The organism is Luteipulveratus flavus, from assembly GCF_029439465.1.
In the GTDB taxonomy this organism is placed as follows: domain Bacteria; phylum Actinomycetota; class Actinomycetes; order Actinomycetales; family Dermatophilaceae; genus Luteipulveratus; species Luteipulveratus flavus.
On the sequence record NZ_JAROAV010000033.1, the window covers coordinates 88,972 to 115,716 of the forward strand.

Annotated in this window: 22 protein-coding genes; 15 read left to right on the forward strand and 7 right to left on the reverse strand. The window is 72.3% G+C overall.

Annotation, left to right across the window (positions count from 1 at the left end):
• Window positions 1–120: 120 nt before the first annotated feature.
• Together P4R38_RS13630 and P4R38_RS13635 are read left to right on the forward strand one after the other, a co-directional pair.
• Entirely contained in the window at window positions 121–2,208 is a 2,088-nt protein-coding gene (locus tag P4R38_RS13630; protein ID WP_275238743.1) for a M4 family metallopeptidase, read from the forward strand.
• Window positions 2,209–2,309: 101 nt separating this feature from the next.
• Entirely contained in the window at window positions 2,310–3,734 is a 1,425-nt protein-coding gene (locus tag P4R38_RS13635) for a M20/M25/M40 family metallo-hydrolase (RefSeq protein WP_277192603.1), read from the forward strand.
• A gap of 43 nt (window positions 3,735–3,777) precedes the next feature.
• Here the strand turns inward: P4R38_RS13635 and P4R38_RS13640 are convergent, their stop codons facing one another.
• On the reverse strand, window positions 3,778–4,152 hold the full coding sequence (locus P4R38_RS13640; protein ID WP_275238745.1) for a hypothetical protein: 375 nt from the start codon (window positions 4,150–4,152) through the stop codon (window positions 3,778–3,780).
• Between the two features lie 9 nt (window positions 4,153–4,161).
• The gene (locus P4R38_RS13645; protein WP_277192605.1) at window positions 4,162–4,752 is read right to left on the reverse strand and encodes a protein-L-isoaspartate O-methyltransferase family protein; all 591 of its coding nucleotides are present in this window, start codon (window positions 4,750–4,752) and stop codon (window positions 4,162–4,164) included.
• Window positions 4,753–4,804: 52 nt separating this feature from the next.
• Between P4R38_RS13645 and P4R38_RS13650 the strand changes: the two genes are divergently transcribed.
• From P4R38_RS13650 to P4R38_RS13665, 4 genes are read left to right on the forward strand one after another with little or no spacing between them, the layout of a single operon-like run.
• On the forward strand, window positions 4,805–9,508 hold the full coding sequence (locus P4R38_RS13650) for an ATP-dependent helicase (protein ID WP_277192606.1): 4,704 nt from the start codon (window positions 4,805–4,807) through the stop codon (window positions 9,506–9,508).
• Between the two features lie 4 nt (window positions 9,509–9,512).
• Window positions 9,513–9,854, forward strand: coding sequence for a zeta toxin family protein (locus P4R38_RS13655; protein WP_277192608.1), 342 nt, complete (start codon window positions 9,513–9,515; stop codon window positions 9,852–9,854).
• Window positions 9,855–9,883: 29 nt separating this feature from the next.
• The gene (locus tag P4R38_RS13660; protein WP_277192609.1) at window positions 9,884–10,237 is read left to right on the forward strand and encodes a VOC family protein; all 354 of its coding nucleotides are present in this window, start codon (window positions 9,884–9,886) and stop codon (window positions 10,235–10,237) included.
• Between the two features lie 3 nt (window positions 10,238–10,240).
• Window positions 10,241–11,077 (forward strand): DNA-formamidopyrimidine glycosylase family protein, encoded by an 837-nt coding sequence (locus tag P4R38_RS13665; protein WP_277192610.1) that lies wholly within the window; start codon window positions 10,241–10,243, stop codon window positions 11,075–11,077.
• A 16-nt stretch (window positions 11,078–11,093) separates the two neighbouring features.
• On the opposite strand, the gene P4R38_RS13670 is transcribed toward P4R38_RS13665, so the two are convergent.
• The gene (locus P4R38_RS13670; RefSeq protein WP_277192611.1) at window positions 11,094–11,399 is read right to left on the reverse strand and encodes a helix-turn-helix domain-containing protein; all 306 of its coding nucleotides are present in this window, start codon (window positions 11,397–11,399) and stop codon (window positions 11,094–11,096) included.
• Window positions 11,400–11,564: 165 nt separating this feature from the next.
• Here P4R38_RS13670 and P4R38_RS13675 point away from each other — a divergent pair, with 165 nt between their 5' ends.
• The gene (locus tag P4R38_RS13675) at window positions 11,565–12,551 is read left to right on the forward strand and encodes an SPFH domain-containing protein (RefSeq protein ID WP_277192612.1); all 987 of its coding nucleotides are present in this window, start codon (window positions 11,565–11,567) and stop codon (window positions 12,549–12,551) included.
• Between the two features lie 7 nt (window positions 12,552–12,558).
• Window positions 12,559–12,786, forward strand: coding sequence for a hypothetical protein (locus P4R38_RS13680; protein WP_277192613.1), 228 nt, complete (start codon window positions 12,559–12,561; stop codon window positions 12,784–12,786).
• A gap of 186 nt (window positions 12,787–12,972) precedes the next feature.
• On the opposite strand, the gene P4R38_RS13685 is transcribed toward P4R38_RS13680, so the two are convergent.
• From P4R38_RS13685 to rimO, 4 genes are all read right to left on the reverse strand, one after another.
• Window positions 12,973–14,961: an OPT family oligopeptide transporter gene (locus tag P4R38_RS13685; RefSeq protein WP_277192614.1), complete on the reverse strand. Its 1,989-nt coding sequence runs from the start codon at window positions 14,959–14,961 to the stop codon at window positions 12,973–12,975.
• Window positions 14,962–15,083: 122 nt separating this feature from the next.
• Window positions 15,084–15,551, reverse strand: coding sequence for a CinA family protein (locus tag P4R38_RS13690; protein ID WP_277192615.1), 468 nt, complete (start codon window positions 15,549–15,551; stop codon window positions 15,084–15,086).
• Window positions 15,548–16,189, reverse strand: coding sequence for a CDP-diacylglycerol--glycerol-3-phosphate 3-phosphatidyltransferase (gene pgsA / locus P4R38_RS13695; RefSeq protein WP_275238756.1), 642 nt, complete (start codon window positions 16,187–16,189; stop codon window positions 15,548–15,550). The genes P4R38_RS13690 and pgsA overlap by 4 nt, the downstream gene beginning before the upstream one ends.
• Window positions 16,186–17,637 carry a 30S ribosomal protein S12 methylthiotransferase RimO gene (rimO, locus tag P4R38_RS13700; protein WP_277192616.1) on the reverse strand — a complete coding sequence of 484 codons (1,452 nt, stop codon included), beginning with the start codon at window positions 17,635–17,637 and terminating at the stop codon, window positions 16,186–16,188. Before rimO ends, pgsA begins: the two co-directional genes overlap by 4 nt.
• A 56-nt stretch (window positions 17,638–17,693) precedes the next feature.
• Between rimO and P4R38_RS13705 the strand changes: the two genes are divergently transcribed.
• From P4R38_RS13705 to P4R38_RS13730, 7 genes are all read left to right on the forward strand, one after another.
• Window positions 17,694–18,878, forward strand: coding sequence for a dipeptidase (locus P4R38_RS13705; protein WP_277192617.1), 1,185 nt, complete (start codon window positions 17,694–17,696; stop codon window positions 18,876–18,878).
• 120 nt (window positions 18,879–18,998) lie between these two features.
• A complete protein-coding gene (gene kdpF, locus P4R38_RS20115; RefSeq protein ID WP_409201270.1) occupies window positions 18,999–19,085 on the forward strand; it encodes a K(+)-transporting ATPase subunit F in 87 nt (28 codons plus the stop codon).
• Window positions 19,085–20,731 (forward strand): potassium-transporting ATPase subunit KdpA, encoded by a 1,647-nt coding sequence (gene kdpA / locus P4R38_RS13710; protein WP_277192619.1) that lies wholly within the window; start codon window positions 19,085–19,087, stop codon window positions 20,729–20,731. Before kdpF ends, kdpA begins: the two co-directional genes overlap by 1 nt.
• Window positions 20,728–22,740, forward strand: a complete 2,013-nt coding sequence (gene kdpB / locus P4R38_RS13715) for a potassium-transporting ATPase subunit KdpB (protein WP_277192620.1) — start codon at window positions 20,728–20,730, stop codon at window positions 22,738–22,740. Before kdpA ends, kdpB begins: the two co-directional genes overlap by 4 nt.
• A gap of 122 nt (window positions 22,741–22,862) precedes the next feature.
• The gene (kdpC, locus tag P4R38_RS13720) at window positions 22,863–23,390 is read left to right on the forward strand and encodes a potassium-transporting ATPase subunit KdpC (RefSeq protein WP_409201271.1); all 528 of its coding nucleotides are present in this window, start codon (window positions 22,863–22,865) and stop codon (window positions 23,388–23,390) included.
• Between the two features lie 53 nt (window positions 23,391–23,443).
• Window positions 23,444–25,966 (forward strand): ATP-binding protein, encoded by a 2,523-nt coding sequence (locus tag P4R38_RS13725; RefSeq protein WP_277192623.1) that lies wholly within the window; start codon window positions 23,444–23,446, stop codon window positions 25,964–25,966.
• Window positions 25,963–26,646, forward strand: a complete 684-nt coding sequence (locus P4R38_RS13730; RefSeq protein ID WP_277192624.1) for a response regulator — start codon at window positions 25,963–25,965, stop codon at window positions 26,644–26,646. Before P4R38_RS13725 ends, P4R38_RS13730 begins: the two co-directional genes overlap by 4 nt.
• Window positions 26,647–26,745: the final 99 nt, after the last annotated feature.

Here is a 26,745-nt window from a genome sequence, read left to right on the forward strand (position 1 = left end):
AGGCAACCAGAACGACGAATCTTCGGGCGGCCCACCAGAACAAGCACACGACTGGTCGAGTGCGACGACTGAGGGCTCTCCCGACCGCCAGACCGGCGGCCGCCCCCGAGGAGGAAACCCGTGAAACACCTCAAGCTAGTTGTGGCCGGCACGACCCTGGCCTCAGCCGTCGCCCTCTGCCCGAACATGAGCGCCTTCGGCTCCGTCCCCGCCTCTGTTCCCTCGGCGGTCCAGGCGCGCAGCCAGGCCCTCGCCGCGGCGCAGGCCGGTGCGGACGACAACGCCCGCAAGCTCGGCCTGGACAGCGACGAGAAGCTCGTCGTCAAGGACGTCATCACCGACGCCAACGGCACCAAGCACGTGCGCTACAACCGGACCTTCAAGGGCCTGCGCGTCATCGGCGGTGACTTCGTCAGCCACAACGCCAAGTCCGGTGACGTCAAGAGCGTCAGCTGGAACGGCTCCGGCAAGAACGTCGCCGTCGACTCGACCACGCCGTCGGTCAGCAAGTCCAACGCGCTCGCCGCGGGCAAGCGCACCGCCATCGCCGAGAAGTCCTCGGCCGCGTCCAGCCAGGGCGAGCTCGTCGTCTACGCGGGCAACGCCTCCGGTCCGCGCCTGGCCTACGACGTCCTCACCACGGGCGTGAAGGCCGACCAGACCCCGAGCCGTCTGCACACCTACGTCGACGCCGAGACCGGCGCCGTGCTCGGCACCAACGACGAGATCGTCGAGGGCACCGGCAACGGCATCTACGTCGGCCAGGTCAGCATCGGCACGACCGGCAGCTCCGGCGCGTACACGATGAAGGACTCGGTCGGCAACTACACGACCGACCTCAACGGCGCCACGAGCGGCAACGGCACCACCTTCACCGACAGCGACGACGTCTGGGGCACCGGCAGCAACAGCAACCGCCAGTCCGCCGCCGTCGACGCGCACTACGGCGCCGAGAAGACGTTCGACTACTACAAGAACGTCCAGGGCCGCAACGGCATCTGGAACAACGGCACCGGCGCCCGCTCGCGGGTCCACTACGGCAGCAACTACGTCAACGCCTTCTGGGACGGCACCCAGATGACCTACGGCGACGGCTCGGGCAACTCCCACCCGCTCACCGAGCTGGACGTGTCGGGTCACGAGATGAGCCACGGCGTCACCGAGAACACCGCCGGTCTGAACTACTCCGGCGACGCCGGCGGCCTCAACGAGGCGACCTCGGACATCTTCGGCACCGCGGTCGAGTTCTACGCCAACAACCCCAAGGACGTGCCCGACTACCTGATCGGCGAGGTCATCGACCTCAACGGCAACGGCACCCCGCTGCGCTACATGGACAAGCCCTCCAAGGACGGCGGCTCCAAGGACTGCTGGTCCTCCTCGGTCGGCGGCCTCGACCCGCACTACTCCTCCGGCCCGCTGAACCACTGGTTCTACCTGGCCTCGGAGGGCTCGGGCGCCAAGACGATCAACGGCGTCAGCTACAACAGCCCGACCTGCAACGGCTCGACCGTGACCGGCATCAGCCGGGACAAGGCCGCCAAGATCTGGTACCGCACGCTGTCGACCTACCTCACGAGCACCAGCAACTACGCCGCCGCTCGCAACGGTGCGATCAAGTCGGCCAAGGACCTGTACGGCTCGGGCTCGGCCGAGTGCACCGGTGTCGCCAACGCGTTCTCGGCCATCTCGGTCCCCGCGGGCACCGAGACCTGTGGCACCTCGGGTCCGACCGACCCGCCGCCCACGGGCAGCAACCTGGTCGCCAACGGTGGCTTCGAGTCGGGCGCGACGAGCTGGACCGGCACGTCCGGCCCGATCACCAACGACAGCGGCCGTCCGGCGCACGCCGGCAGCTGGAAGCTGTGGCTGGGTGGCAACGGCAGCACCGCGAGTGAGTCCGAGCAGCAGAACGTGACGATCCCCTCGACCGCCGCCTCGGCCTCGCTCACCTACTGGGTCCGCACGGACACCGCCGAGTCCGGCTCGACGGCGTACGACACCGCCAAGGTCCAGGTCATCTCCGGCACCACCACCTCCACGCTCGCCTCCTACAGCAACGTGGGCACGAACAGCACCTACAGCCAGAAGACGTTCGACCTGTCGGCGTACAAGGGCAAGACGATCACGCTGAAGTTCCTGGCCAACGAGGACTCCTCGCTGCAGACCAGCTTCGTCTTCGACGACGTCGCCGTGAACGCCGGCTGACCTTCGCCAGACCGGTACCTCCCCGCCGGCCGCCGTTCCTCCCGCACGGAGGGACGGCGGCCGGTCCCGTCCCAGCCAGCTCCTCCCCCGAAGGACACCTCATGCGTACCTCCCTCCTGCGTTACGGCGCGGCCGTCGTCGTCGCCTGCGCGGCGACGATCGTGCCGGCCGCCTCGGCCAGCACGCCGACGCTCGCCGACCCCGACATCTCCGTCACCAACACCAAGGCCCACCTCGACCAGCTGCAGAGCATCGCCAACGCCAACGGCGGCAACCGCTACACCGGCCGGTCCGGCTACAAGGCGTCGATCGACTGGGTGAAGTCGAAGCTGGACGCGGCCGGCTACACCACGACCGTCCAGTCGTTCTCCACCAGCGCCGGCACCTCCTACAACCTGATCGCCGAGTGGCCGTACGGCGACCCGAACCACGTCGTCATGCAGGGCGCGCACCTGGACAGCGTCTCCAGCGGGCCCGGCATCAACGACAACGGCTCGGGCAGCGCCGGCATCCTGGAGACCGCGCTGACCTACGCCAAGAGCGGCCAGACGCCCAAGAACCGGCTGCGGTTCGGGTTCTGGGGCGCCGAGGAGCTCGGCCTGCTCGGCTCGAAGTACTACGTGAACAACCTGTCCTCGACCGAGCGCGCCAAGATCGCGGTCTACCTCAACTTCGACATGATCGCCTCGCCGAACCCGGGCTACTTCGTCTACGACGACAACCCGGCCGGCAACGGAGCGCGCGACGACCTCACCGCGTACTTCACGAGCAAGAGCATTCCCTGGGAGTACATCGACGTGCAGGGCCGCTCGGACCACGCGGCGTTCCGCTCCCTCGGCATCCCGACGGCCGGCACGTTCACCGGCGCGGAGACCACCAAGACGTCGGCGCAGGCGAGCAAGTGGGGCGGGACGGCGGGTCGTGCGTTCGACCCGTGCTACCACTCCTCGTGCGACACCAGCACCAACCTGGACCTCACCGCGCTGGACCGCAACATCGACGCCATCGGGCACATGACGTGGGCGTACGCGGTCAAGGACTACGGGACGACGACGCCGCCTCCCACCGGCACGAACCTGCTCAAGAACCCCGGCTTCGAGTCCGGCGCGGTGGACTGGACCGGCACCTCCGGCCCGATCACCAGCAGCACCAGCCGGCCGGCGCGTACGGGCAGCTGGAAGATGTGGCTCGGCGGCAACGGCTCGACCTCGACCGAGAGCGAGTCGCAGTCGGTGGCGATCCCCTCGACGGCCACCGCGCCGACACTGTCGTACTGGCTGCGCTCCGACACCGCCGAGACCGGCAGCACGGTGTACGACACGATGAAGGTCCAGGTCGTCAGCGGGACCACGACGACCACGCTCGCGACGCACTCCAACGTCGGCACGAGCACGACCTACGCCCAGAAGACGCTGGACCTGTCGGCGTACAAGGGCAAGACGATCACGGTGAAGTTCGCCTCCACCGAGGACGCGTCCCTGCAGACCAGCTTCGTCGTCGACGACACCTCCGTCACGACCGGCTGACCCGGCCCTGACGCGGCCGCTCCTTCCTCCTTCGGCGGCCGCGTCAGTCCGGTCGGCACGAGGTCGACGCCTCGATGCCGCCCATCAGGTCGGTGACCAAGTCCTGCGCCAGCGGGCCGAGGTCGCCCAGCCGGTCGTCGTCGGTGCGCGCGACCCCGTCGTCGGTCCGCACGGCCACGATCATGTCGTCCGGGTGACGAGTGGTCGGCGGCTCGCTCCCCAGGTCGGTCCAGTCGACCGCAGCGCTCGCCGTGCTCACCCGCTCCTGCCAGTCCTCGACGAGCCGGCCCGACTCACCGTCGGGGGTACCCCGGTTGCTGACCTCGACCCGGCCGTCCGGCTCGATCGTGATGCGGTCCCGGAATCCGGCGATCCCTCCGGTACGGGTGATGGTGAGCGTGGGCCGTGACGTCGTCATCACCCCTGGCTACCAGTCGTCGCCGTCCACCACCAGCGGAACGAACCGGTACGCACCGTGCTCCTCGACGTCGAGGTGGTCCGTTCGGCGCAACACACGGGTCATCCGTCCGGCGACCGGTACGACGAGCACGCCGCCCTCCCGCAGCTGGTCCACCAGGGACGCCGGGAGCCGGTCGGCCATCGCGGACACCAGCACGCGGTCGAAGGGCGCCTCGTCCGGCGCGCCGAGCACTCCCCGCGCAGCCTCCCGGACGTCAGCCCACGGCCGGTCGACCGACGCGAGGGCGCGGCCGGCGCGCTCGCACAGCTCGGGCACCCGCTCGACCCCGACCACCCGGCCGCCCGCGCCCACCAGCTCCGCCAGGATCGCCGTCGTCCAGCCGGAACCGGATCCGACGTCGAGCACGCGGTCGCCCTCGCCCACATCCAGCAGCTCCAGCATGTCCAGGACCGTTCGGGGCTGCGAGCAGGTCTGACCCGAGCCGATCGACAAGGGCGCGTCCACGCCCGCCTGACCGACCTCCTCCGGCGGCAGGAAGAGGGTGCGAGGGGTCGCGCGCATCGCGTCCTCCGCCCTGCGGCGCGCGGCGTCCGCCATCGATCCAGTATGCGACGAGGCGCTGTCGTACGGCGGTGGCAGGCTGAGCGGCATGCCGCACGACGTCCTCGACCGGTTCTCGCCGGCCACCCGGGAGTGGTTCACGGGCAGCTTCCGCGACCCGACGGCCGCGCAGGCGGGCGCCTGGGAGGCGATCAGCTCCGGCCAGCACACCCTGGTCGTGGCACCCACCGGCTCGGGCAAGACGTTGTCGGCGTTCCTGTGGGCGCTGGACCGGCTCGCCGCCCTGCCCGTGCCCGAGGACCCGATGAGCCGCTGCCGGGTGCTCTACGTCTCGCCCATGAAGGCCCTGGCGGTCGACGTGGAGCGCAACCTGCGCTCGCCGCTCGTCGGCATCCGGCACGCCGCGTCCCGCCTCGGCCTGCCCGAGCCCGACGTGTCCGTGGCCGTCCGCTCCGGTGACACCCCGGCGCAGGAGCGCCGGGCGTTCCAGCGACGGCCGACCGACGTCCTCATCACCACGCCCGAGTCCCTCTTCCTGCTGCTGACCTCCAGCGCGCGCGCGGCGCTGGCCGGCATCGAGACGGTCATCGTCGATGAGGTCCACGCCGTGGCCGGCACCAAGCGCGGCGCCCATCTCGCGCTGTCGCTGGAGCGGCTGGACGCGATGCTCGACCGGCTCGTGCAGCGCATCGGCCTCTCCGCGACCGTGCGACCGGTCGAGGAGGTCGCCCGCTACCTCGCGGGCGGACGCCCCGTGACCACCGTCCAGCCGCCGTCGGAGAAGTCCTGGGACCTCGAGGTCGTCGTGCCGGTCCCGGACATGACCGAGATCGGCGAGACCCCGGGGGCCGGGACCGACGACCCGCAGGAGCGCGCCTCGATCTGGCCGCACGTCGAGGAACGCATCGTCGACCTCGTCGCCGACCACCGGTCCACCCTGGTGTTCGCCAACTCCCGGCGGCTCGCCGAGCGGCTGACGGCGCGGCTCAACGAGATCTGGCAGGAGCGGCTGGAGGCAGCGGCCACCGGGGACGAGGCCGGTGCGGGCGTCGGCGGTCCGCAGCCGACCGGCACGCCTGCGCAGCTGATGGCGCAGTCGGGCCAGAGCCACGGCGCACCGCCGGTCCTGGCGCGCGCCCATCACGGCTCGGTCAGCAAGGAGCAGCGTGCCCAGGTCGAGGACGACCTCAAGGCCGGCCGGCTGCCCGCGGTGGTCGCCACCAGCTCGCTCGAGCTGGGCATCGACATGGGCGCGGTCGACCTGGTGATCCAGGTCGAGTCCCCGCCGAGTGTGGCCAGCGGCCTGCAGCGGGTCGGTCGCGCCGGCCACCAGGTCGGCGCGGTCTCGCGAGGCGTGCTGTTCCCGAAGTTTCGCGGCGACCTCGTCCAGACGGCGGTGGTCGTGGAGCGGATGCGCAGCGGCGGGATCGAGTCGCTGCACGTCCCCGCCAACCCCGTGGACGTCCTCGCCCAGCAGATCGTCGCCATGTGCTCGATGGACGACTGGTCCGTCGATGACCTGGAGCAGCTGACCCGGCGGGCGACGCCGTTCGCCGGGTTGCCCCGCTCGATCCTGGAGTCGGTGCTGGACATGCTCTCCGGGCGCTACCCGAGCGACGAGTTCGCCGAGCTGCGTCCCCGGCTGGTCTGGGACCGCGTGACGGGAGTGCTGTCCGGCCGCCGCGGCGCGCAGTGGCTGGCCGTCACCAGCGGCGGCACCATCCCCGACCGGGGGCTGTACGGCGTCTTCCTGGCCGGCTCCGACGGCCCCGGGCGCCGGGTCGGCGAGCTGGACGAGGAGATGGTCTACGAGTCGCGCGTCGGCGACGTCTTCACCCTCGGCACCACCAGCTGGCGCATCGAGGACATCACGCACGACCAGGTGCTCGTCACGCCCGCACCCGGTCAGCCGGGGCGGCTGCCGTTCTGGAAGGGCGACGCGCCGGGCCGCCCGGCCGAGCTCGGTCGCGCCGTCGGCGGCTTCGTGCGCGAGGTCATCGCCCTCGACGACGCCGCCGCCCGGGAGCGCGTCGCGACCGCCGGCCTGGACACCTGGGCGGGCGACAACCTGCTCTCCTACCTGCGCGAGCAGCAGGAGGCGACCGGGCACGTCCCGCACGACCGGTCGATCGTCGTCGAGCGGTTCCGCGACGAGCTCGGCGACTGGCGGGTCGTCGTGCACTCCCCGTTCGGTGCGCAGCTGCACGCGCCGTGGGCGCTGTGCGTGGCGGCGCGGTTGCGCGAGAAGTTCGGGGTCGACGTGCAGTCCATGCACGGTGACGACGGCATCGTCTTCCGGCTGCTCGACCTGGACGTCACCGAGGGCTCCGACCTGAGCCGCGAGCTGATGTCGACGATCCTGCTGGACCCGGACGACGTGCACGACGTCGTGACCAACGAGATCGGTGGCTCAGCGCTGTTCGCTGCGCGCTTCCGGGAGTGCGCTGCGCGGGCGCTGCTGCTGCCGCGGCGCAACCCCGGCCGCCGTCAGGCGCTCTGGCAGCAGCGCCAGCGGTCCGCCCAGCTGCTGGAGGTGGCCAGCCGCTACCCCTCGTTCCCGATCGTCCTCGAGGCCGTCCGCGAGTGCGTCCAGGACGTGTACGACGTGCCCGGCCTGGTCGACCTCATGCGTGACCTGGCCGCCCGGCGCGTGCGCCTCGTCGAGGTGGAGACGAGCACGCCCTCGCCGTTCGCCAAGAGCCTGCTGTTCGGGTACGTCGCGCAGTTCCTGTACGAGGGCGACTCCCCGCTGGCCGAGCGGCGCGCGGCCGCGCTGGCGCTCGACCCGTCGCTGCTGGGTGAGCTGCTCGGCCGCGGCGAGGGTGCGGCCCTGCGCGACCTGCTGGACGTCGACGTCATCCGGCGCACCGAGGCCGAGCTGCAACGCCTGGTGGACGAGCGTCGCTGCCGGGACGCCGAGGACCTCGCCGACCTGGTCCGCTGGCTCGGTCCCCTGTCGGCGGAGCAGATCCGCGAGCGCACCACCGAGGAGGGGCGTCCGCACGTCGAGGACTGGGTCGAGAGCCTGGTCCGGACCCGCCGGCTGATCCGCGTCCGGGTCGCCCAGCAGGAGACGGTCGCCGCCGTGGAGGACGCCGCCCGGCTGCGCGACGCGCTCGGTGCGGCGCTGCCCGTCGGGCTGCCGGCCGCGTTCCTGGAGCCCGTCGCGGACCCGCTCGGTGACCTGCTCGCCCGGTACGCCCGTACCCGTGGGCCGTTCACCGCTGCCGAAGCAGCCGCCGCGCTGGGCCTGGGCAAAGCGGTGGTGCAGGACGGCCTGCGGCGCCTCGTCGCGGCCGGCAGGGTCGTGGAGGGCGAGCTGCGACCGGCCGAGCTCGGGGGCGCGGCGCACGCGATGGACTTCTGCGACGCCGAGGTGCTGCGGGTCCTCAAGCGCCGCTCGCTCGCGTCGCTGCGCGCCGAGGTGGAGCCGGTGCCCGCCGTCGACCTGGCCCGGTTCCTGCCGGCCTGGCAGGGTGTGGGCTCCGGGCAGCGTGGGGTCGACGGCCTGCTCCGTGCGGTGGAGCAGCTGTCCGGAGCGCAGGTCCCGGCCAGCGCGCTGGAGACCCTGGTGCTGCCCTCGCGAGTCGTCGGCTACTCCCCCGCCCTGCTGGACGAGCTGATGTCCTCCGGTGAGGTGCTGTGGCAGGGCCACGCGGCGTTGCCCGGCGACGACGGCTGGGTGTCGCTCCATCTCGCCGACTCCGCCCACCTCACCCTGGCGCCGCCGGACGCGACGTTCGTCCTGGAGCCCGTCCATGAGTCGGTGCTGGACGCGCTCGACGGCGGGGGCGCCTACTTATTCCGCACGCTCTCGGACGCGCTCGGCTCGACCGATGACGAGAAGCTGCTGGGGGCGCTGTGGGACCTCGTCTGGAGCGGCCACGTCGGCGCCGACACCATCGCGCCCCTACGAGCCCTGCTGTCGGGCGGCCGGACGACCCACCGGGCGCGCCGCAGCGGACCGAGGCGGTCCCGCCACGCCGGCCGCGCCGGGCTCGGCGCCATCGGGTCGGGGCGACCGCCGGTCCCGCGTCGCAGCGGGCCGCCGACGGGCGTCGGCCGCTGGGCCACGCTGCCGCCCGTGGAGCCGAGCGCGACCGTGCGTGCACTCGCCCAGGCCGAGGTGCTGCTGGACCGGCACGGCGTGGTGACCCGCGGGACGGTCGCGGCCGAGGGGGTGACGGGTGGTTTCGCGTCCGTCTACCGCGTGCTCGCCACCGCCGAGGAGTCCGGCCGGGTGCGGCGCGGCTACTTCGTCGAGGGCCTGGGCGCATCCCAGTTCGCCGGCGCGGGTGCGGTCGACCGGCTGCGCGCGCAGAGCAAGCCGCTGGGGAGCCCCCGCAACCCGTGGGACCAGCCGGCCCGCCAGGAGGAGTCGCGCGCGGTCGTCCTCGCCGCCGCGGACCCGGCCAACCCGTACGGCGCCGCGCTCGGGTGGCCCGAGCGCCCGACCGGCGACGCGAGCGACACCGAGGGCGGGGGCTCCCGGTCGGCCGGCGGGCACAAGCCGGGGCGCAAGGCCGGCGCTCTGGTCGTCCTGGTCGACGGCGCCCTGGTGCTCTACGTCGAGCGCGGCGGCAAGACGCTGCTGTCGTGGAGCGACGATCCGGAGGACCTGCGCTCCGCGGCCGACGCGCTGGCCCTCGCGGTCCGCGAGGGGGCCCTGGGTCAGCTCACGGTCGCCAAGGCCGACGGCGACCAGCTCCTGGGCTCCTCCCATCCGCTGGCCGAGGCACTGACGGCTGCCGGGTTCCACACGACACCGAGGGGGCTGCGTCTGCGATCGTGACGCCATGCCGATCGAGCCGCGCCAGACCCGGGCCCGTGTCGTCCTGATCGTCGGCGTCCCCGGCGCCGGGAAGACCACCGTCGCGCGTGCGCTCGCCGGACGCTTCCCCCGCTCGGCGTGCATCGAGGGCGACCTGATCCAGCACGAGCTCACCGTCAACGGCTTGGTCCCGCCCGGCGGCGAGCCGATCAGCGCGCAGATGCGGGAGACGCTCGCCGACTGGGGGTGGTGGATCGACACCTCCGACCTCACGGTGGAGCAGACCGTCGACGCGATCGTGCGCGACGGGCTGCGCTCGGGGCAGCTGGACGACGACTCCGCGGAGCGGTCGGCCAGGCGGGCCTGAGTGTCCGACCCCGCCCGTACGCTCGGCCCATGGTCACCCATCACAGCATCGACTACATCGAGCTCGGCGCCCCGGACGTCGCTGCGGCGAAGGCGTTCTACGCCGCCGCGTTCGGCTGGGAGTTCACCGACTACGGGCCTGACTACGCCGGGATCCAGCGTGCCGACGGCGACGACGAGATGGGCGGGCTGAACGGCGAGCGGGCCGGCGGAGCGGGTGGCCCGCTCGTGCTGCTGCGCTCGGACGACCTCGCCGCCGCCGAGCAGGCGGTTCGCGACGCCGGCGGCACCATCAGCACCGCGCCGTACGCCTACCCCGGCGGGCGCCGCTTCATGTTCACCGACCTCGCCGGCAACGAGCTGGGCGTCTACCAGCCGGAGTGACCGATGCCCGAGGGTGATGCGGTTCTGCGGACCGCCCGGCGACTGCACCGCGGTCTGGCCGGGCGGACGCTGGCGGTCGCCGAGCTGCGCTGGGACCTGCGCCGTCCGGCTGAGCTGACCGGCCGACGGACGATCGAGGTGGTCAGTCGGGGCAAGCACCTGCTGCACCGCATCGAGGGCGGTCTCACGCTTCATACCCACCTGCGGATGGACGGGCGCTGGCAGGTCACCGAGCGGTCGAGGGTCTCCTCCCGGATGGCGCACGCGACCGACCTGCGGGCGCTGCTCGCGACCGACACGCACGCCGCGCTCGGCTGGCGGCTCGGCATGCTCGACCTGGTACCGACCGGTGAGGAGCACTCGCTCGTCGGCCACCTCGGCCCCGACGTCCTGGGTGCGGACTGGGACGAGGGGGAGGCGCTACGACGACTGCGGGCGGCGGGCGAGCAGCCGGTCGGGGCCGCGCTGCTCGACCAGCGCAACCTCGCCGGCCTCGGGACCATCTTCACCGCGGAGCCACTGTTCGTGCAGCGGGTGAACCCGTGGTCCCCCGTGTCGGGCCTGGACGACGCGACCCTGACCGGCATCGTGCGACGAGCCCGGCGGATGATCGCCGGGAGCGTGGAGACGTCCCGCCCCGCCCTCACCGGGGACCCACGGGAGCCGACCTCGGTGCACGGGCGCAGCGGTCGACCGTGCCGCCGGTGCGGCGCGCCCGTACGGGTGGCGATGATCGGGACTGCGCCACGGGACCGGACGATGTTCTACTGCCCGCGCTGCCAGGGCGGCCTGGCCCCCACTGACGACGGTCGGCGGCAGCGCCCGCTGGGCGCCCGCTGACCTGCGAGGACGCGTCTCAGGCGGCCGGGGAGACGACCTCTCGGGCGACCTCGGGGGTGATCGGGAGGCGCACCGGCTGGGACAGGGCCTCGGCGACGGCAACCTTCTCGGTCACCAGCATGAGCGTCTCGGACAGCTGGAGCCCGAGTGCGGCGCAGATCGCCGCCAGCAGCTCGGAGGACGCCTCCTTCTCGCCACGCTCGAGCTCACTGAGGTAGCCCAGCGAGACCTTGGCGGCCGCAGACACATCGCGCAGCGTGCGGCCCTGCGTCTGGCGCTGGTGGCGGAGCACGTCGCCGAGCTCTCGACGGAGCAGGATCATGACGCCCTCCTCGCGGTGTCGTGTGCTGATCTCCTGCGACCACCGTACCTCTCGGCACCGACGCCGTTCTGTTCGATGGTCAGTGTCTGCGTCAACGCCATCGACAGGGCGAGATGTTCCGCATTAAAGTGATATCATTTTGATAGCAGACGAACGGGGACGACCATGAGCAATGATCAGCGCCCGGAGCAACCCGCGCGACCCGCGGGCGCCAACGCGGCGAGCCACCACGGCGACAGCGCGCCCGGGCCGGAGGAGCAGCCGCCCAGCGCGCAGCCGGTGGGGCACCGGGGCCTGCGGGTCGACATCGACGAACGCCCGGCCTGGGCCATGAACGGCTTCCTCGCGCTCCTGGTCGCGCTGGCCCTCGTCGTCGCGGCGGTCGTCGCGTTCGGGGCGGGCGTCCCGGCGGCGGGGGTGGCGCTGGCGGTCGTGGCCTTCCTCGTCGCCACGCCGCTGGTGGTCATCCAGCCGGGCCAGACGCGGGTCGTGCAGTTCTTCGGCCGCTACGTCGGCACGGTGCGACGGACGGGGCTCACCTGGGTGATGCCCTTCACCACGCGCCGGAACGTCTCGGTGCGGGTCAACAACTTCGAGACCAACGCACTGAAGGTCAACGACGCCGACGGCAACCCGGTCGAGATCGCCGCCATCATCGTGTGGCAGGTCGCGGACACGGCCAAGGCGACCTTCTCCGTCGAGCACTACACCGACTTCGTGCGCGTGCAGTCCGAGGCGGCGCTGCGCCACGTCGCGACCACCCATCCGTACGACAACCCCGACGGCAGCGGCACGTCGCTGCGCGGCTCCACCGACGTCGTCTCCGGCGAGCTCGCCCACGAGGTGGCCGACCGCGTCGTGATCGCCGGCGTCGAGATCCTCGAGGTCCGCATCAGCCACCTCGCGTACGCCCAGGAGATCGCCCAGGCGATGCTGCAGCGGCAGCAGGCCAGCGCGATCATCGCGGCGCGCGAGCGCATCGTCGAGGGCGCCGTGTCGATGGTGGAGATGGCGATCAACCGGCTGGAGGGTCAGGACGTCGTGCACCTGGACGAGGAGCGGAAGGCGGCCATGGTCTCCAACCTGCTCGTCGTGCTGTGCGGCGACCAGCGAGCGACCCCGGTCGTCAACACCGGCAGCCTCTACACCTGACCCCGCCATGACGCTTCCCCCGGACCCGGGCGGCGCCGAGCGCAAGGCGGTGCTGCTGCGGCTCGACCCCGCCGTCCACCGCGCGCTCGCGCGCTGGGCGGCCGACGACCTGCGCAGCGTCAACGCGCAGGTGGAGATGGCGTTGCGCGAGGCCCTGCAGCGGGCGGGCCGGCTGCCCGAGGACGCGGGCCCGCTCCCCCGCCGCGGCCGTCCGCCGGCCGCCGAGCCCGACTGACCCACCACCGGCCTGCGTCCGGACCCCCCAGGTCCGACGGGAGCCAGGCCCAGCGCCAGAGCCGAGCCGAACAGACGACTGAGTCACTCGAGTCGGACCTGCGTGCAAGCCGGTCAGATTCGAGTGACTCAGTCGTCTCGGGCGTGGGGGCGGGGCGGCCGCGCTTCGGGGCGGGGCGAGGCGGGGTCAGCCGGTGCGGTCAGCCGTGATCCGCTCCTCGTTGCGGACGGTCCCGCGGGTGGAGGAGTACAGCCACCCGATCGCGGCGACGAAGACGATCATGCCGATGCCGTTGGCCCAGCTGGTGAAGCCCTCGCCCACGATCGCCAGGGGTGAGTCCTTGCCGGAGCCGGCGACGATGCCGGCGTACACGACCCCGAAGAGGCTGTCGCCGACGATCAGACCGGTCGCCATCAGGACGCCGAGCCGCTTGGCGTGCTCCGGGTCGTTGCGGCGGTCGGCCCACCGGTCGTACACGTGGCCGAGGATGGCACCGATCGGGATGAGCAGGGAGAGCGCCATCGGCAGGTAGAGGCCCATGCCGACCGCGAGCGGCGGCAGGTTGAACCGGGACCTGCGCGTGAGCACCTCGTCGACGATGATCACCACGACACCGATGGCGGCGCCGAGCCCGAGGTAGCCCCACTCCAGGTCACCGCCGAAGACGCCCTTGGCGAGGGCGGAGATCAGCGACGCCTGGGGCGCGGCGAGGGCGTTGTCGCCGGCGCCGGGCGCGCCCTGGAACCCGAACGCGGAGTTGAGCAGGTTCAGCACGGGCGCGATGACGATCGAGCCGAACACCACGCCGACGACGAGGGCGGCCTGCTGCTTCCACGGCGTCGCGCCGACCAGCTGGCCGGTCTTGAGGTCCTGCAGGTTGTCGTTGGAGATCGTGGCGATGCTGAACACGACCGCCGTGACGAACAGCGTGTACGCCACCAGCGAGGTCACCTGGTGCGCGTCACCGTCGCGGCCGTGCACCACGACCATCAGCAGCGACGCGACCAGGACCACGACGATGCCGACGCCGGAGATCGGGCTGTTCGACGAGCCGATGAGGCCGGCCATGTACCCGCACACCGCGGCGATCACAGCGCCGATCAGGAGGACGAACACCAGGCTGACCAGGATCGTCAGCGCCGTGCTGCCCCCGATGGTGGTGCCGTTCAGGAAGGTCCACAGCAGCAGGCCGATGGGCAGCAGGGACAGCACGATCGTGCCCCCGACGATCGTGATCGGCAGGTCCCGCTCGGTGATGTCGACGGTGTCGCCCTGACGCCGGGCGCGCGCCGATGCCGACGCCTCGCGGATGCCCCGGGCGATGGGGGCCAGGATCCGCAGCAGCGTCCAGATCGCGGCGACGGCGATCGTGCCGGCGCCGACGAACCGCACGTCGGAGGTGAAGGTCTTGTCCACGACGTCCGCGACGGCCGCTCCGCTGACTTCACCGGAGGTGAAGATCGGCACGAGCACGAGCCAGGCGATCGCGAGGCCGACGAGCATCGCGACGCCGACGGTGAGGCCGACCAGGTGGCCGACGCCGATGAGGGCCAGCGACAGGCTCGCGGAGAACGCGGTCCCGCCGGAGCCGATCCGGACGGCCTTCGTCACCTCGGTGCTCGCGAGCTTGAGCGCGCCGAGGATGTTGAACGCCACGGCGACGAGCGCACCCTTGAGGATGATCTTGAGGCCACGGGCGTTCTGGTCGGCGTCGCCCTCGGTGCCCGTCCCGACCTTCAGCACCTCGGCGGCGGCGACGCCCTCGGGGTAGGGCAGGTCGGAGCCGGTGACGAGCGCGCGCCGCAGCGGCACGGAGTACATGACGCCGAGCGTGCCGCCGATGGCGCACAGCGCGACGGTGGTCCAGTACGGGAAGTCCTGCCACCAGCCGATCATGATCAGGCCCGGGAGGACGAAGATGATCGCCGCGAGCGTGCCCGCCGCGGACGCGATCGTCTGGACGATGTTGTTCTCCTGGACGCTGGTCCCGCCGATGCGTCGCAGGATCGCCATGGAGATGACCGCCGCGGGGATGGCGGTGGCGAACGTCAGCCCGACCTTGAGACCGAGGTAGACGTTCGCCGCGGTGAAGACCAGGGTGATGATCCCACCGAGGACGATGCCCCTGACGGTCAGCTCTCGCGTGGTGGTGGCAGTGGTCGTGCTGGTAGTCATACGCCTTCCTTGGCGTTGCGGACGGGACACGCCGACGGCGAGGTCAGGGACCTCGCCGGGCCGATCCACGGTACATAGCCATGCTGTGGAAAACCCAGCCGGGCCCGACTGCGCCCGACTCCTCAGGATCGCAGGCGAGCACCCAGCAGGTCCAGGACGGCCTGCACCGTCGATGCGCGGATGTGCTCGCGGTCGCCGTCCAGCGTGAGAGCGGCGTGCTGGGCGCCGTCGTCGCTCGCGGCGGCCACGAACACGGTCCCGACGGCGTACCCGTCCTGCGGGTCCGGGCCGGCGACGCCGGTCGTCGCCAGCCCCCACGTCGCGCCGAGCAGGGAGCGTACGCCGACCGCCATCTGCAGCGCGACCTGCGCCTGCACGGCCCCGCCGGCGGCCAGCAGACCGGCGTCGACGCCGAGAACGTCCGCCTTCACGTCCGTGGCGTACGACACGACGCCGCCGCGGACGACCGCGCTCGCGCCGGGCACGCTCGTGAGCCGCGCGCAGACGAGGCCCCCGGTCAACGACTCCGCGCACGCCACGGTCTCGTGGCGATCGGTGAGCGTGCGGACGAGTGCCGCCGCGTCGCTCACCGGTGGGACCGTCGCCGTGCCCGTCGGGCTGCCGTGCGCTCGCTGTTGCGGCGCAGCTGCACCGCCCGGAAGACGTAGTCGACGCCGGTCACCACGGTGACCACCAGCGCGGCGACCATCAGGACCCAGGCGATGCCGTGCAGCACGCCCTCCAGCGGCAGCACGAACAGACCGATCGCGAACGCCTGCAGGGCCGTCTTGAGCTTGCCGCCGCGGCTGGCCGGCATGACCCCGTGCCGGATGACCGCGAACCGCAGCAGGGTGACGCCGATCTCGCGCACCAGGATGACGACGGTGATCCACCAGGGCACCTCGTCGATGAGGGACAGCCCGATGAGCGCCATCCCCATCAGCGCCTTGTCGGCGATGGGGTCGACGACCTTCCCGAAGTCGGTCACGAGCCCGCGGGCGCGGGCGAGGTCCCCGTCGATGCGGTCGGTGAGCGACGCGACGGCGAACACCGCGAAGGCCGCGATCCGCATCCCGTCGGACTCGCCGCCGTCGGCGAGCAGCAGCCAGCCGAACACCGGGACCAGGGCGATGCGCAGCATCGTCAGGTAGTTGGCGACGTTCCAGTTGCTGACGCCGTCGCTCGGGTGGGCGGCCGGGTCGGGGGTCGCCGCCGGGGGATGCATCATCGCCGCTCCGCGACGAGGTCGATGCCCTCGGTCGCCACGACCTCGGCCCGCACGATGTCGCCCACCACGACGTCGGCCGTCTCGGGCAGGTAGGTGACGCCGTCGACGTCCGGCCCCTGCTGCGCGGCGCGACCGACCGGACGCGGGTCGTCCTCGTCCCCGAGGCTCTCGACCAGGACCTCGACGGTCTCGCCGACCCGCTCCTCGGCGCGCTGCAGGTTCAGCTCCTCGACGAGGGTGCGGATGTGCTCCAGCCGGGCCGCCACCTCGTCCTCGGGCAGCTTGGCCTCGTACGTCTCGGCCTCGGTGCCGTCCTCGTCGGAGTAGCCGAAGACGCCGACGACGTCGAGCCGGGCGTGGACCAGGAACTGCTCCAGCTCCTCCAGGTCGGCCTCGGTCTCGCCCGGGAAGCCGACGATGACGTTGGAGCGGATGCCGGCCTGCGGGCTGCGCTCGCGAACCTGCTCCAGGAGGCCGAGGAAGGCCTCCCGGGACCCGAAGCGGCGCATCCGGCGCAGCAGCGGCTCCGAGGCGTGCTGGAAGGAGATGTCGAAGTACGGCACCACGCCGGGCGTCGCGGTCATGGCGTCCAGCAGGTCCGGGCGGATCTCGGCCGGTTGCAGGTAGGACACCCGGACCCGCTCGATGCCCTCGACCGCGACGAGCTCGGGCAGCATCGTGTCCAGCAGCCGCAGGTCGCCGAGGTCCTTGCCGTACGAGGTGGAGTTCTCGCTGACGAGGAAGATCTCCTTGACGTCGTGCTGGCCGAGCCAGCGCGCCTCGGCGAGCACGTCCGAGGGCCGACGGGAGACGAACGCGCCGCGGAACATCGGGATCGCGCAGAAGGCACACCGCCGGTCGCAGCCGCTGGCGATCTTCAGCGGAGCCCACGGCCGGCCGTCCAGGCGGGCGCGGACCACGCGCGGCGAGGACGCGGGCGAGGCGATCGAGACGTCGTCCGGGCGGCGGATCTCACCGTGACCGGGCAGGGCCACGCCCGCCGCGCCGTCCTGGCGCGCGACCGGCGACAGCGGCAGCAGCCGGCGCCGGTCGCTCGGGGTGTGGGACGCCGGTGCGTGCCCGTCGAGGATCGCGCCGAGGTGGCTGGACATGTCCTGGTAGGAGTCGAAGCCCAGGACGGCGTCCGCCTCGGGCAGCTGGGCGGCCAGCTGCTCGCCGTACCGCTCGGCCAGGCAGCCCACGGCGACGACCGCCTGGGTCCGCCCGCTCTCCTTGAGGTCGCCGGCCTCCAGCAGCGCGTCGATGGAGTCCTTCTTGGCCTGCTCGACGAAGCCGCAGGTGTTGACGACGGCGACGTCGGCGTCCGAGGCGTCCTCGACCAGCGTCCAGCCCTGATCGGACAGTCGGCCGGCGAGCTCCTCGGAGTCGACCTCGTTGCGAGCGCAGCCCAGGGTCACCAGCGCGACGCTGCGGGAGGGAGAAGGCATGGGCTCAACTGTAGTTGCGCCCAGGAGGCCGGACGTCGCGTGATGGGATGGGCGGCATGAGCCAGTCCCCCACCCCCGTGACCGAGATCCTGCGCACCAGCCCTCTGATCGACGGGCACAACGACCTGCCGTGGGAGGCCAGGAAGCAGGTCGGCTACGACTTCGACCGGCTCGACATCGCGGCCGGCACGCAGGGTCGTACGCACACCGACGTGCCGCGGCTGCGCGCTGGCGGCGTGGGTGGTCAGTTCTGGTCGGTGTTCGTCCCCGCCCAGCTGCAGGGCGACTCCGCCGTGAGCGCCACGCTGGAGCAGATCGACGCGGTGCACCAGATGGTCGGCCGCTACCCGGACGCGTTCGGCATCGCCCGGACGGCCGACGAGGTCGAGGCGGTGTTCGACAGCGGACGGATCGCCTCGCTGATGGGCGCCGAGGGCGGGCACTCGATCGGCTGTTCGCTCGCGACGCTGCGGATGATGTACGTGCTCGGCGTCCGCTACCTCACCCTCACCCACAACGACAACGTGCCGTGGGCCGACTCGGCGACCGACGAGCCCGTCCACCACGGCCTGTCACGGTTCGGCGTCGAGGTGGTCCACGAGATGAACCGCACCGGGATGCTGGTCGACCTCAGCCACGTGTCGGCGGACACGATGCGCGACGCGCTGAAGGCCACCGAGGCGCCAACGATCTTCTCCCACAGCTCGGCCCGCGCCGTCTGCGACAGCCCGCGGAACGCGCCCGACGACGTGCTGGAGTCGCTGCGCGACAACAACGGCGTGATCATGGCGACCTTCGTCCCCGAGTTCGTCTCGCAGGCCTGTGCTGCCTGGCGCCAGTCAGCCGTCGACGCTGCGGCCGCCGCTGGGCTCGCCCCGTTCGACCTCTCCCAGTTCGCTCCGTTCGTGAAGGAGTGGATGGTTCGCAACCCCCGGCCGGCCTCGGGGCTCGCGGACGTCGTCCCCCACTTCGAGCACATCCGTGAGGTGTGCGGCATCGACCACATCGGCATCGGGGGCGACTACGACGGCACAGGCGCGCTCCCGACGGGCCTGGAGGACGTCTCCGGCTACCCGGTGCTGTTCGCGGCGCTGCAGGAGAAGGGCTGGTCGGACGACGACCTGCGCAAGGTGGCCGGCGGCAACGTGCTGCGGGTGATGCGCGACGCCGAGGCCAAGGCCCGCGAGCTGCAGGCGACCCGCGGCCCCAGCCTCGCAACGTACGAGGAGCTCGACGGCTGACCGACCGGGTGGCCCGTCGCGGCGTGACGGCGCCGGGCCACCCGTCAAGAAGGCGTCAAGACGCGTGAGCACCGCGTCAATTCGCGCGGTGCCCACGCCGTCCGGACGTTCGCTGAAGGCATGGCCGAACTCCTCGTCGGTGGCGTCGTCGCCGCCGCACTCCTGATCTACCTCGTCTACGCGCTCGTCCGACCGGAGCGGTTCTGATGGGCACCACCCTCTCGGGGCTGCTCACGATCGCCACGGTGGTCCTCGTCCTCGCCGTGGCGCACGTCCCGCTGGGCGACGCGATGGCGCGGGTCTTCACCGGCGAGCGGCACCTGCGGGTCGAGTCCGCCGTCTACCGCCTGTGCGGGGTGAGCCCGTCCTCGGAGCAGCGCTGGTCCACGTACGCCCTTTCCGTCGCCGGGTTCTCGGCCGTCAGCATCGTCGGGCTCTTCGCCCTGATCCGGTTCCAGGGCAGCCTGCCGCTGGCCCGCGGAGCGGCCATGGACACCGACACGGCCGTGAACACGGCGGTGTCCTTCGCGACCAACACCAACTGGCAGAGCTACGTCGGAGAGGTCGGCGCGTCGCCGGTCGTGCAGACCCTCGGCCTCGCGGTGCAGAACTTCGTGTCGGCCGCGGTCGGGCTGGCGATCGCGGTGGCGCTGATCCGCGGCCTGACCCGCAACGCGTCGACCACCCTGGGCAACTTCTGGGTCGACCTGACCCGGTCGGTCGTGCGAATCCTGCTGCCGCTGGCCGCGATCGGCGCGATCGTGCTGCTCGCCGGCGGCGTGGTCCAGGACCTCACCGCGCCCGAGGTCGTGCATGGCCTGTCCGGGGTGGACCAGACCGTGCAGAGCGGTCTGATCGCGAGCCAGGAGGCGATCAAGGAGCTGGGCACGAACGGCGGCGGCTACCTCAACGCCAACTCCGCCCACCCGCTGGAGAACCCGAACGCCGTGACCAACCTGGTCCAGGTGGTCCTGATGCTGGTCATCCCGTTCTCGCTGCCGCGGACGTACGGCGTCCTGGTCGGCGACCGGCGTCAGGGGCAGGCGGTGCTGGCGTTCATGGCGACGCTGTGGGTGGCGATGCTCGCGGTCATCACCTGGGCCGAGACCGCCGCAGCCACCGGCCCGCTCGGGGCGATGGAGGGCAAGGAGGTCCGGTTCGGCGTCTGGGGCTCGACGCTGTTCGCCCACACCACGACCGCCACCTCGACCGGCGCGGTCAACTCGCTGCACGAGAGCTACAGCCCGCTCGGTGGCGGCGGCGTGCTCTTCAACATGATGCTCGGCGAGGTGTCGCCGGGCGGCGTCGGAGCCGGCCTGTACGGCGCGCTCGTCGTGGCGATCCTGGCGGTCTTCGTCGCCGGGCTGATGGTCGGCCGCACTCCGGAGATCGTCGGCAAGACCGTCGGCCGGCGCGAGATCACGCTGGTCGCCCTCGTCACCGTGACGACGCCCGCCCTCGTCCTGCTCGGAACCGGCGCGGCACTCGCGCTCGGGACCGCCCGGGCCGGCCTGCTCGGAACGGGCCCGCACGGGCTCACCGAGATGCTGTACGCGTTCACCTCGGCGTCGAACAACAACGGCAGCGCGTTCGCCGGGCTCACCGCCGACCAGCCGTACCTCAACCTGACGCTCGCCGCCTGCATGCTGCTCGGTCGCTTCGTCCCGATCCTGCTGATCCTGGCGCTCGCGGGATCCCTTGCCGCGCAACGGAGACGACCGGCCACCGACGGCGCGATGCCGACCCACACTCCCCTGTTCGCCGGGCTCATGGTCGGCGTCGCGGTCCTGGTGACCGGCCTGACCTTCCTGCCCGTCCTCGCTCTCGGTCCGCTCGCGGAGGCCCTCTCATGAACCAGCTCGTCGCTCTCGGCACGGCGTCGTTCCCCGACGCCGTCCGCAAGCTCAACCCGCAGCACCTGTTCCGCTCCCCCGTGATGTTCGTGGTGTGGGTCGGCGCCGTGCTCAGCACGGTGCTGGCCGTGCTGCACCCCTCGGTCTTCGCGATCTCGGTCGCCGTGTGGCTCTGGCTCACGGTGCTGTTCGCCGGGCTCGCCGAGGCGGTCGCCGAGGGGCGCGGCAAGGCGCAGGCGGACACGCTGCGCCGCACCCGAACGACCACGACGGCGCGGCGGCTCCTCGCGGACGGCGCGGTGGAGCAGGTCGCCGGTGCCGACCTGCGGCTGGACGACCGCGTCGTGGTCGAGGCCGGCGAGCTGATCCCGGGCGACGGCGACGTCGTCGAGGGCATGGCCACGGTCGACGAGTCGGCGATCACCGGCGAGTCCGCACCGGTCGTCCGTGAGGCCGGTGGCGACCGCTGTGCGGTCACCGGCGGGACGACGGTGCTGTCGGACCGCATCGTCGTGCGCATCACGGCCAGGCCGGGCGAGACGTTCATCGACCGGATGATCGCTCTGGTCGAGGGCGCCGCGCGGCAGAAGACCCCCAACGAGATCGCGCTCGGGGTCCTGCTCACGGTCCTCACCATCATCTTCCTGCTCGCGGTGGCGACGATCCCGCCGTTCGCGGGTTTCACCGGTGACGGCCCGTCGGTGATCGTCCTGGTGGCGCTGCTGGTCTGCCTGATCCCGACGACCATCGGCGCGCTCCTCTCGGCGATCGGGATCGCCGGCATGGACCGGCTGGTGCAGCGCAACGTCCTGGCCATGTCCGGTCGCGCCGTGGAGGCCGCCGGTGACGTGAGCACCTTGCTGCTGGACAAGACCGGGACCATCACGCTCGGCAACCGGCAGGCGAGCGAGATCGTCCCGGTGGGCGGCGCGCACGCCACCGACGTGAACCGGCTGGCGTTCCTGTCCTCGCTCGCGGACGAGACCCCGGAGGGCCGCTCGATCGTGGAGTGGACCCGTACGCAGCTCGGCGAGTACGTGGTGACGCCGGAGGGTTCGACGTCCGTGCCGTTCACCGCCCACACGCGGATGAGCGGGGTCGACCTCGCCGACGGGACGCAGGTCCGCAAGGGCGCGGCGAGCGCCGTACGCCGCTGGGTCGCCGACTCCGGCGGTACGCCCTCGGCCGACCTGACCGAGGTCGTGGACGGGATCTCCGCCGCCGGCGGCACTCCCCTGGTGGTCGCGGTGCGGGACGCCGACGGCGCCGGTCGCACGGTCGGGGTGATCCACCTCAAGGACGTGGTGAAGCCCGGCATGGTCGAGCGGTTCGCCGAGCTGCGCCGGATGGGCATCCGGACGGTCATGATCACCGGCGACAACCCGTTGACGGCGAAGGCGATCGCCGCCGAGGCGGGCGTGGACGACTACCTGGCCGAGGCGACGCCCGAGGACAAGATGCGGCTCATCCGTGAGGAGCAGTCCGGCGGGCGGCTGGTGGCGATGACCGGCGACGGCACGAACGACGCGCCGGCGCTCGCCCAGGCGGATGTCGGCGTCGCGATGAACACGGGGACGTCGGCCGCGAAGGAGGCCGGCAACATGGTCGACCTCGACTCCGACCCGACCAAGCTCATCGACATCGTCGCGATCGGCAAGCAGCTGCTGATCACCCGGGGCGCGCTGACGACGTTCTCGATCGCCAACGACCTGGCGAAGTACTTCGCGATCATCCCCGCGATGTTCGTCGGGCTCTACCCCGGTCTGGACTCGCTCAACGTCATGCGGCTCGGCTCGCCGGAGTCGGCCATGCTCTCGGCCGTCATCTTCAACGCGCTGATCATCGTCGCGCTGATCCCGTTGGCGCTGCGAGGAGTTCGCTACCGACCCCTGCGCGCGGACCAGATGCTCGCCCGCAACCTGCTGATCTACGGCGCCGGTGGGGTCGTCGCCCCGTTCATCGGGATCAAGCTCATCGACCTCCTCGTCTCCCTCCTGCCAGGACTGTGATCACCATGTCGACCACCACCCCCACCTCGGCTGCCACCTCGGCCCCGACCTCCTCGGGCCGCTCCCGGACCCGCACGGTCCACCTCGGCTCGTTCGGCCGCCAGACCGTGGCCGGGCTGCGGATGCTCCTGGTCATGACCGTGCTCGTCGGCGTGCTCTACCCCGCGGTCGTGTGGGCCGTCGGGCAGGCGGCCTTCCGGGACCAGGCGTCCGGCTCGCTCGTGCGTCGCGACGGCGTCGTCGTGGGTTCGTCCCTGCTCGGTCAGCAGTGGACCGGTCCGCAGTGGTTCCACTCCCGCCCGTCGGTCTCGGAGTACGCCGGTGACACCAGCGGCGGGTCGAACCTCACCGCCACGGACCCGCGGCTGCTCCGGGAGGTCGCCCAGCGGCGGGCCGCGCTCGGCGCCGGCGGCGCGTCCGCCCCGGCCGACGCGCTGACGGCGAGCGCCAGCGGCCTGGACCCGCACATCAGCCCGGAGTACGCGGCCGCTCAGGTCTTCCGGGTCGCCCGGGCCCGCGGCCTGACGACCGAGCAGGTCCGCCGGCTCGTCACCGACCACACCCAGAGACGCACCCTGGGGTACCTCGGCATGCCGCGGGTGGACGTGCTGGAGCTGAACCTCGCCCTGGACGCCGCGGCCCGGCGATGAGCACCCGGGCGGTGGACGTCGGCCCGGGCGGGAGCGCGCGGCACAATCGCCGTATGGCACGCGGTCGGCTGCGCATCTACCTCGGGGCGGCCCCCGGCGTCGGCAAGACGGTCGCGATGCTCTCCGAGGCGCAGCGCCGGCGCGAGCGCGGGACCGACGTCGTGGTCGGCCTGGTCGAGACGCACGGTCGCGCGTACACCGCCGGGATGCTCGACGGCCTGGAGGTCCTGCCCCGCATCGCGGTCCAGCACGGCGACCGGCTGCTGCAGGAGCTGGACGTCGACGCGGTGATCCGTCGCCACCCCGAGGTCGCGCTCGTGGACGAGCTCGCTCACACCAACGCCGCGGGGTCCTCCCACGCGAGGCGCTGGGAGGACATCGACCGCATCCTCGACGCCGGCATCGACGTGGTCTCGACCGTCAACGTCCAGCACCTGGAGTCGCTCAACGACGTCGTCAGGGAGATCACCGGGCAGCGCCAGCGCGAGACCGTGCCCGACGAGGTCGTCCGGGCGGCCGACCAGATCGAGCTCGTCGACATGTCGCCGGAGGCGCTGCGGCGCCGCCTCGCGCACGGCAACGTCTACCCCGTCGAGCGGGTGGACGCCGCGCTGTCGAACTACTTCCGGCCGGGCAACCTGTCGGCGCTGCGCGAGCTCGCCCTGCTGTGGGTGGCCGACCGGGTCGATGAGGCGCTCACCCGCTACCGCCACGACCAGGACATCGACCGCACCTGGGCGACCCGGGAACGGGTGCTCGTCGCCCTCACCGGCGGCCCGGAGCAGGACGTGCTGCTGCGGCGCGGGGCGCGGATCGCCGCCCGCGGTGCCGGCGGCCGGCTCATCGCCGTGAAGGTGGTGCCGGACTCGGGCCTGCGGGACGTCTCGGACGCCGCGGTCACCTCGGCGCGCACCCTGACCCGCGAGCTCGGCGGCGAGATGCACGTCGTCACCGGCAGCGACATCCCGTCGGCGATCCTCGACTTCGCCCGCAGCGTGAACGCCACGCAGATCGTCGTCGGCGCGAGCCGGCGTCACCGGTGGCAGGCGATGCTGACGCCGGGCGTCGGAGAGCAGGTTGTCGCCGGCTCGGGCGACATCGACGTCCTCATGGTCACCCACCCCTACACCTCGGGCCGGGTACGGCGGCGCGCACCGGGGTCGGTCGGGCTCAGCCGTACGGTGGGGGGCTGGCTGCTCGCGACCGCCGGGGTCGTCCTGCTCTCCTGGCTGCTCGAGGTGACGCGGTCCGAGCACGACCTGCCGCTGGAGGTCCTGCTGTTCCTCCTGCTCACCGTCGTCACCGCGATCGTCGGCGGCCTGTGGCCGGCGCTCGCGGGGGCGGTGCTCGCCAGCCTGGCCCTCAACTGGTTCTTCACCCCACCCGTGCACACGCTGAGCATCAACCAGCCGCGGAACGTCGTGGTGCTCGTCGTCTTCGTCCTGGTCGCGGCGGCCGTGTCGTCCGTCGTCCACCTCAGCGTGCGTCGTACGGCCGAAGCCGTTGCCGCACAACGCAGCTCGCGCATCCTTGCAGACCTCGCGCACTCACTGCTGGACGCCGAGCGGCCGCTCTCCTCGCTGCTGGACCAGGCGCGCGACATCTTCTCGGCCACCGGTGCAGCAGTGGTGCGACGCAGCCGGACGGGCCTCGGTGACCCGGTCGTCGTCAGCGGCGAGGTGCCGCTCGGCGATCCGGGCGCGACGCTGACGACGGCCGCGGTCGACGACGCCCACCTGCTCGTCCTGGCGGGTGACGAGTCGCGTGCTGACCAGCGCCGCCTGGTCGAGGCGTTCGCGTCGCACGCGGCGGCGGTGATCCGCGGTCACGCCCTGTCCGAGCAGGCCGCGTCCGCCTTCCGTCTCGCTCGCGACAACCGCACCCGCGGCGCGCTGCTCGCGGCGGTGTCGCACGACCTGCGGACGCCGCTCGCCGCGATCAAGGCGGGCGTCTCCAGCCTGCGCGAGCGCGACGTCGTCCTGTCCGAGGAGGACCAGGCCGAGCTGCTGGCGACGGTCGAGGAGTCCGCGGACCGGCTGGACGCCCTCATCGAGAACCTGCTGGACATGTCCCGGATCCAGACCGACACGGTGACGCCGCACGCGGACGAGGTGGTGGTCGAGGACCTGCTGCACGCCACCGTCGGCACGGTCTCGGCACCGCACCGGATCCGCACCTGGCTGCCCGAGCGACGCCTCACCGTCGTCGCCGACGCCGGCCTGGTCGAGCGCGTGCTCGCCAACCTCGTCGAGAACGCGCTGCGCTACTCCCCCGGACGTCAGGAGGTCCTCGTCAGCGGCGAGCGGATGCAGGACCACCTGGAGGTACGGGTCGTGGACCGCGGCAGCGGCGTGCCGACCGAGCAGAAGGAGGGCATCTTCGCGCCCTTCCAGCGGTACGGCGACGCGCCCCGGGGTGAGGGCGTCGGATTGGGACTCGCCGTGGCGCGTGGCCTGACCGAGGCGATGCACGGCACGCTGAGCGCGGAGGACACGCCGGGAGGAGGGCTGACGATGGTGCTCAGGCTCCCCCTCGGACCCGCCAGTACCCCTGCTGCCGAAGGAGACTCGTCGTGACACGCATCCTCGTCGTGGATGACGAGCCGGCGCTGGTGCGCACCCTGAGCATCAACCTGCGGGCGCGCGACTACGAGGTCGAGCACGCCTTCGACGGCCGCAGCGCCCTGCAGGTCATCACCGAGGACGCACCGGACGTCGTCGTCCTCGACCTGGGCCTGCCCGACGTGGACGGCGTCGAGGTCATCCGGCAGGTCCGGCGGTTCAGCGAGATCCCGATCATCGTGCTGTCCGCGCGGCACGAGTCCGACGACAAGGTGGAGGCGCTGGACGTCGGCGCCGACGACTACGTCACCAAGCCGTTCGGCATGGCCGAGCTGCTCGCCCGGGTGCGGGTCGCCGTACGCCGGCACGCCCCGACCGACGCCCACCCGCCGAGCGTCGCCACCGCCGACTTCACCCTGGACTTCGGCGAGCGGCGGGCCACCCGGGACGGCACCGCCGTACGGCTCACGCCGACGGAGTGGAGCCTGCTGGAGGCGCTGGCCGCGCGACCCGGCCACCTGGTGTCGCAGGCCGAGCTCCTGCACGCCGTCTGGGGGCCCGGGTACGCCAAGGAGGCGCACTACCTGCGGGTGTACGCCGCCCAGCTGCGCCGCAAGCTGGAGCCGGAGCCGAGCCGTCCCCGCTACCTGCTGACCGAGCCGGGCCAGGGCTACCGCCTGCGGCTGCCGGACTGACCGCGCCGATTCTTTCGGCGGACCGATGGGGTTCGCATGCCGGTGGCGGGACCGGCCGCCGCGGACGTGTACTGGAGGACGGGTTCCACCGGGGCGGGC

What these genes read in the sequence shown, in the direction of transcription:
- P4R38_RS13635 (WP_277192603.1), top strand. Translation starts at nt 2,310, where the DNA reads ATGCGTACCTCCCTCCTGCGTTACGGCGCGGCCGTCGTCGTCGCCTGC.
- P4R38_RS13640 (WP_275238745.1), bottom strand. Translation starts at nt 4,152, where the DNA reads ATGACGACGTCACGGCCCACGCTCACCATCACCCGTACCGGAGGGATC.
- P4R38_RS13645 (WP_277192605.1), bottom strand. Translation starts at nt 4,752, where the DNA reads ATGGCGGACGCCGCGCGCCGCAGGGCGGAGGACGCGATGCGCGCGACC.
- P4R38_RS13650 (WP_277192606.1), top strand. Translation starts at nt 4,805, where the DNA reads ATGCCGCACGACGTCCTCGACCGGTTCTCGCCGGCCACCCGGGAGTGG.
- P4R38_RS13655 (WP_277192608.1), top strand. Translation starts at nt 9,513, where the DNA reads ATGCCGATCGAGCCGCGCCAGACCCGGGCCCGTGTCGTCCTGATCGTC.
- P4R38_RS13660 (WP_277192609.1), top strand. Translation starts at nt 9,884, where the DNA reads ATGGTCACCCATCACAGCATCGACTACATCGAGCTCGGCGCCCCGGAC.
- P4R38_RS13665 (WP_277192610.1), top strand. Translation starts at nt 10,241, where the DNA reads ATGCCCGAGGGTGATGCGGTTCTGCGGACCGCCCGGCGACTGCACCGC.
- P4R38_RS13670 (WP_277192611.1), bottom strand. Translation starts at nt 11,399, where the DNA reads ATGATCCTGCTCCGTCGAGAGCTCGGCGACGTGCTCCGCCACCAGCGC.
- P4R38_RS13675 (WP_277192612.1), top strand. Translation starts at nt 11,565, where the DNA reads ATGAGCAATGATCAGCGCCCGGAGCAACCCGCGCGACCCGCGGGCGCC.
- P4R38_RS13680 (WP_277192613.1), top strand. Translation starts at nt 12,559, where the DNA reads ATGACGCTTCCCCCGGACCCGGGCGGCGCCGAGCGCAAGGCGGTGCTG.
- P4R38_RS13685 (WP_277192614.1), bottom strand. Translation starts at nt 14,961, where the DNA reads ATGACTACCAGCACGACCACTGCCACCACCACGCGAGAGCTGACCGTC.
- pgsA (WP_275238756.1), bottom strand. Translation starts at nt 16,189, where the DNA reads ATGATGCATCCCCCGGCGGCGACCCCCGACCCGGCCGCCCACCCGAGC.
- rimO (WP_277192616.1), bottom strand. Translation starts at nt 17,637, where the DNA reads ATGCCTTCTCCCTCCCGCAGCGTCGCGCTGGTGACCCTGGGCTGCGCT.
- P4R38_RS13705 (WP_277192617.1), top strand. Translation starts at nt 17,694, where the DNA reads ATGAGCCAGTCCCCCACCCCCGTGACCGAGATCCTGCGCACCAGCCCT.
- kdpF (WP_409201270.1), top strand. Translation starts at nt 18,999, where the DNA reads ATGGCCGAACTCCTCGTCGGTGGCGTCGTCGCCGCCGCACTCCTGATC.
- kdpA (WP_277192619.1), top strand. Translation starts at nt 19,085, where the DNA reads ATGGGCACCACCCTCTCGGGGCTGCTCACGATCGCCACGGTGGTCCTC.
- kdpB (WP_277192620.1), top strand. Translation starts at nt 20,728, where the DNA reads ATGAACCAGCTCGTCGCTCTCGGCACGGCGTCGTTCCCCGACGCCGTC.
- kdpC (WP_409201271.1), top strand. Translation starts at nt 22,863, where the DNA reads ATGCTCCTGGTCATGACCGTGCTCGTCGGCGTGCTCTACCCCGCGGTC.
- P4R38_RS13725 (WP_277192623.1), top strand. Translation starts at nt 23,444, where the DNA reads ATGGCACGCGGTCGGCTGCGCATCTACCTCGGGGCGGCCCCCGGCGTC.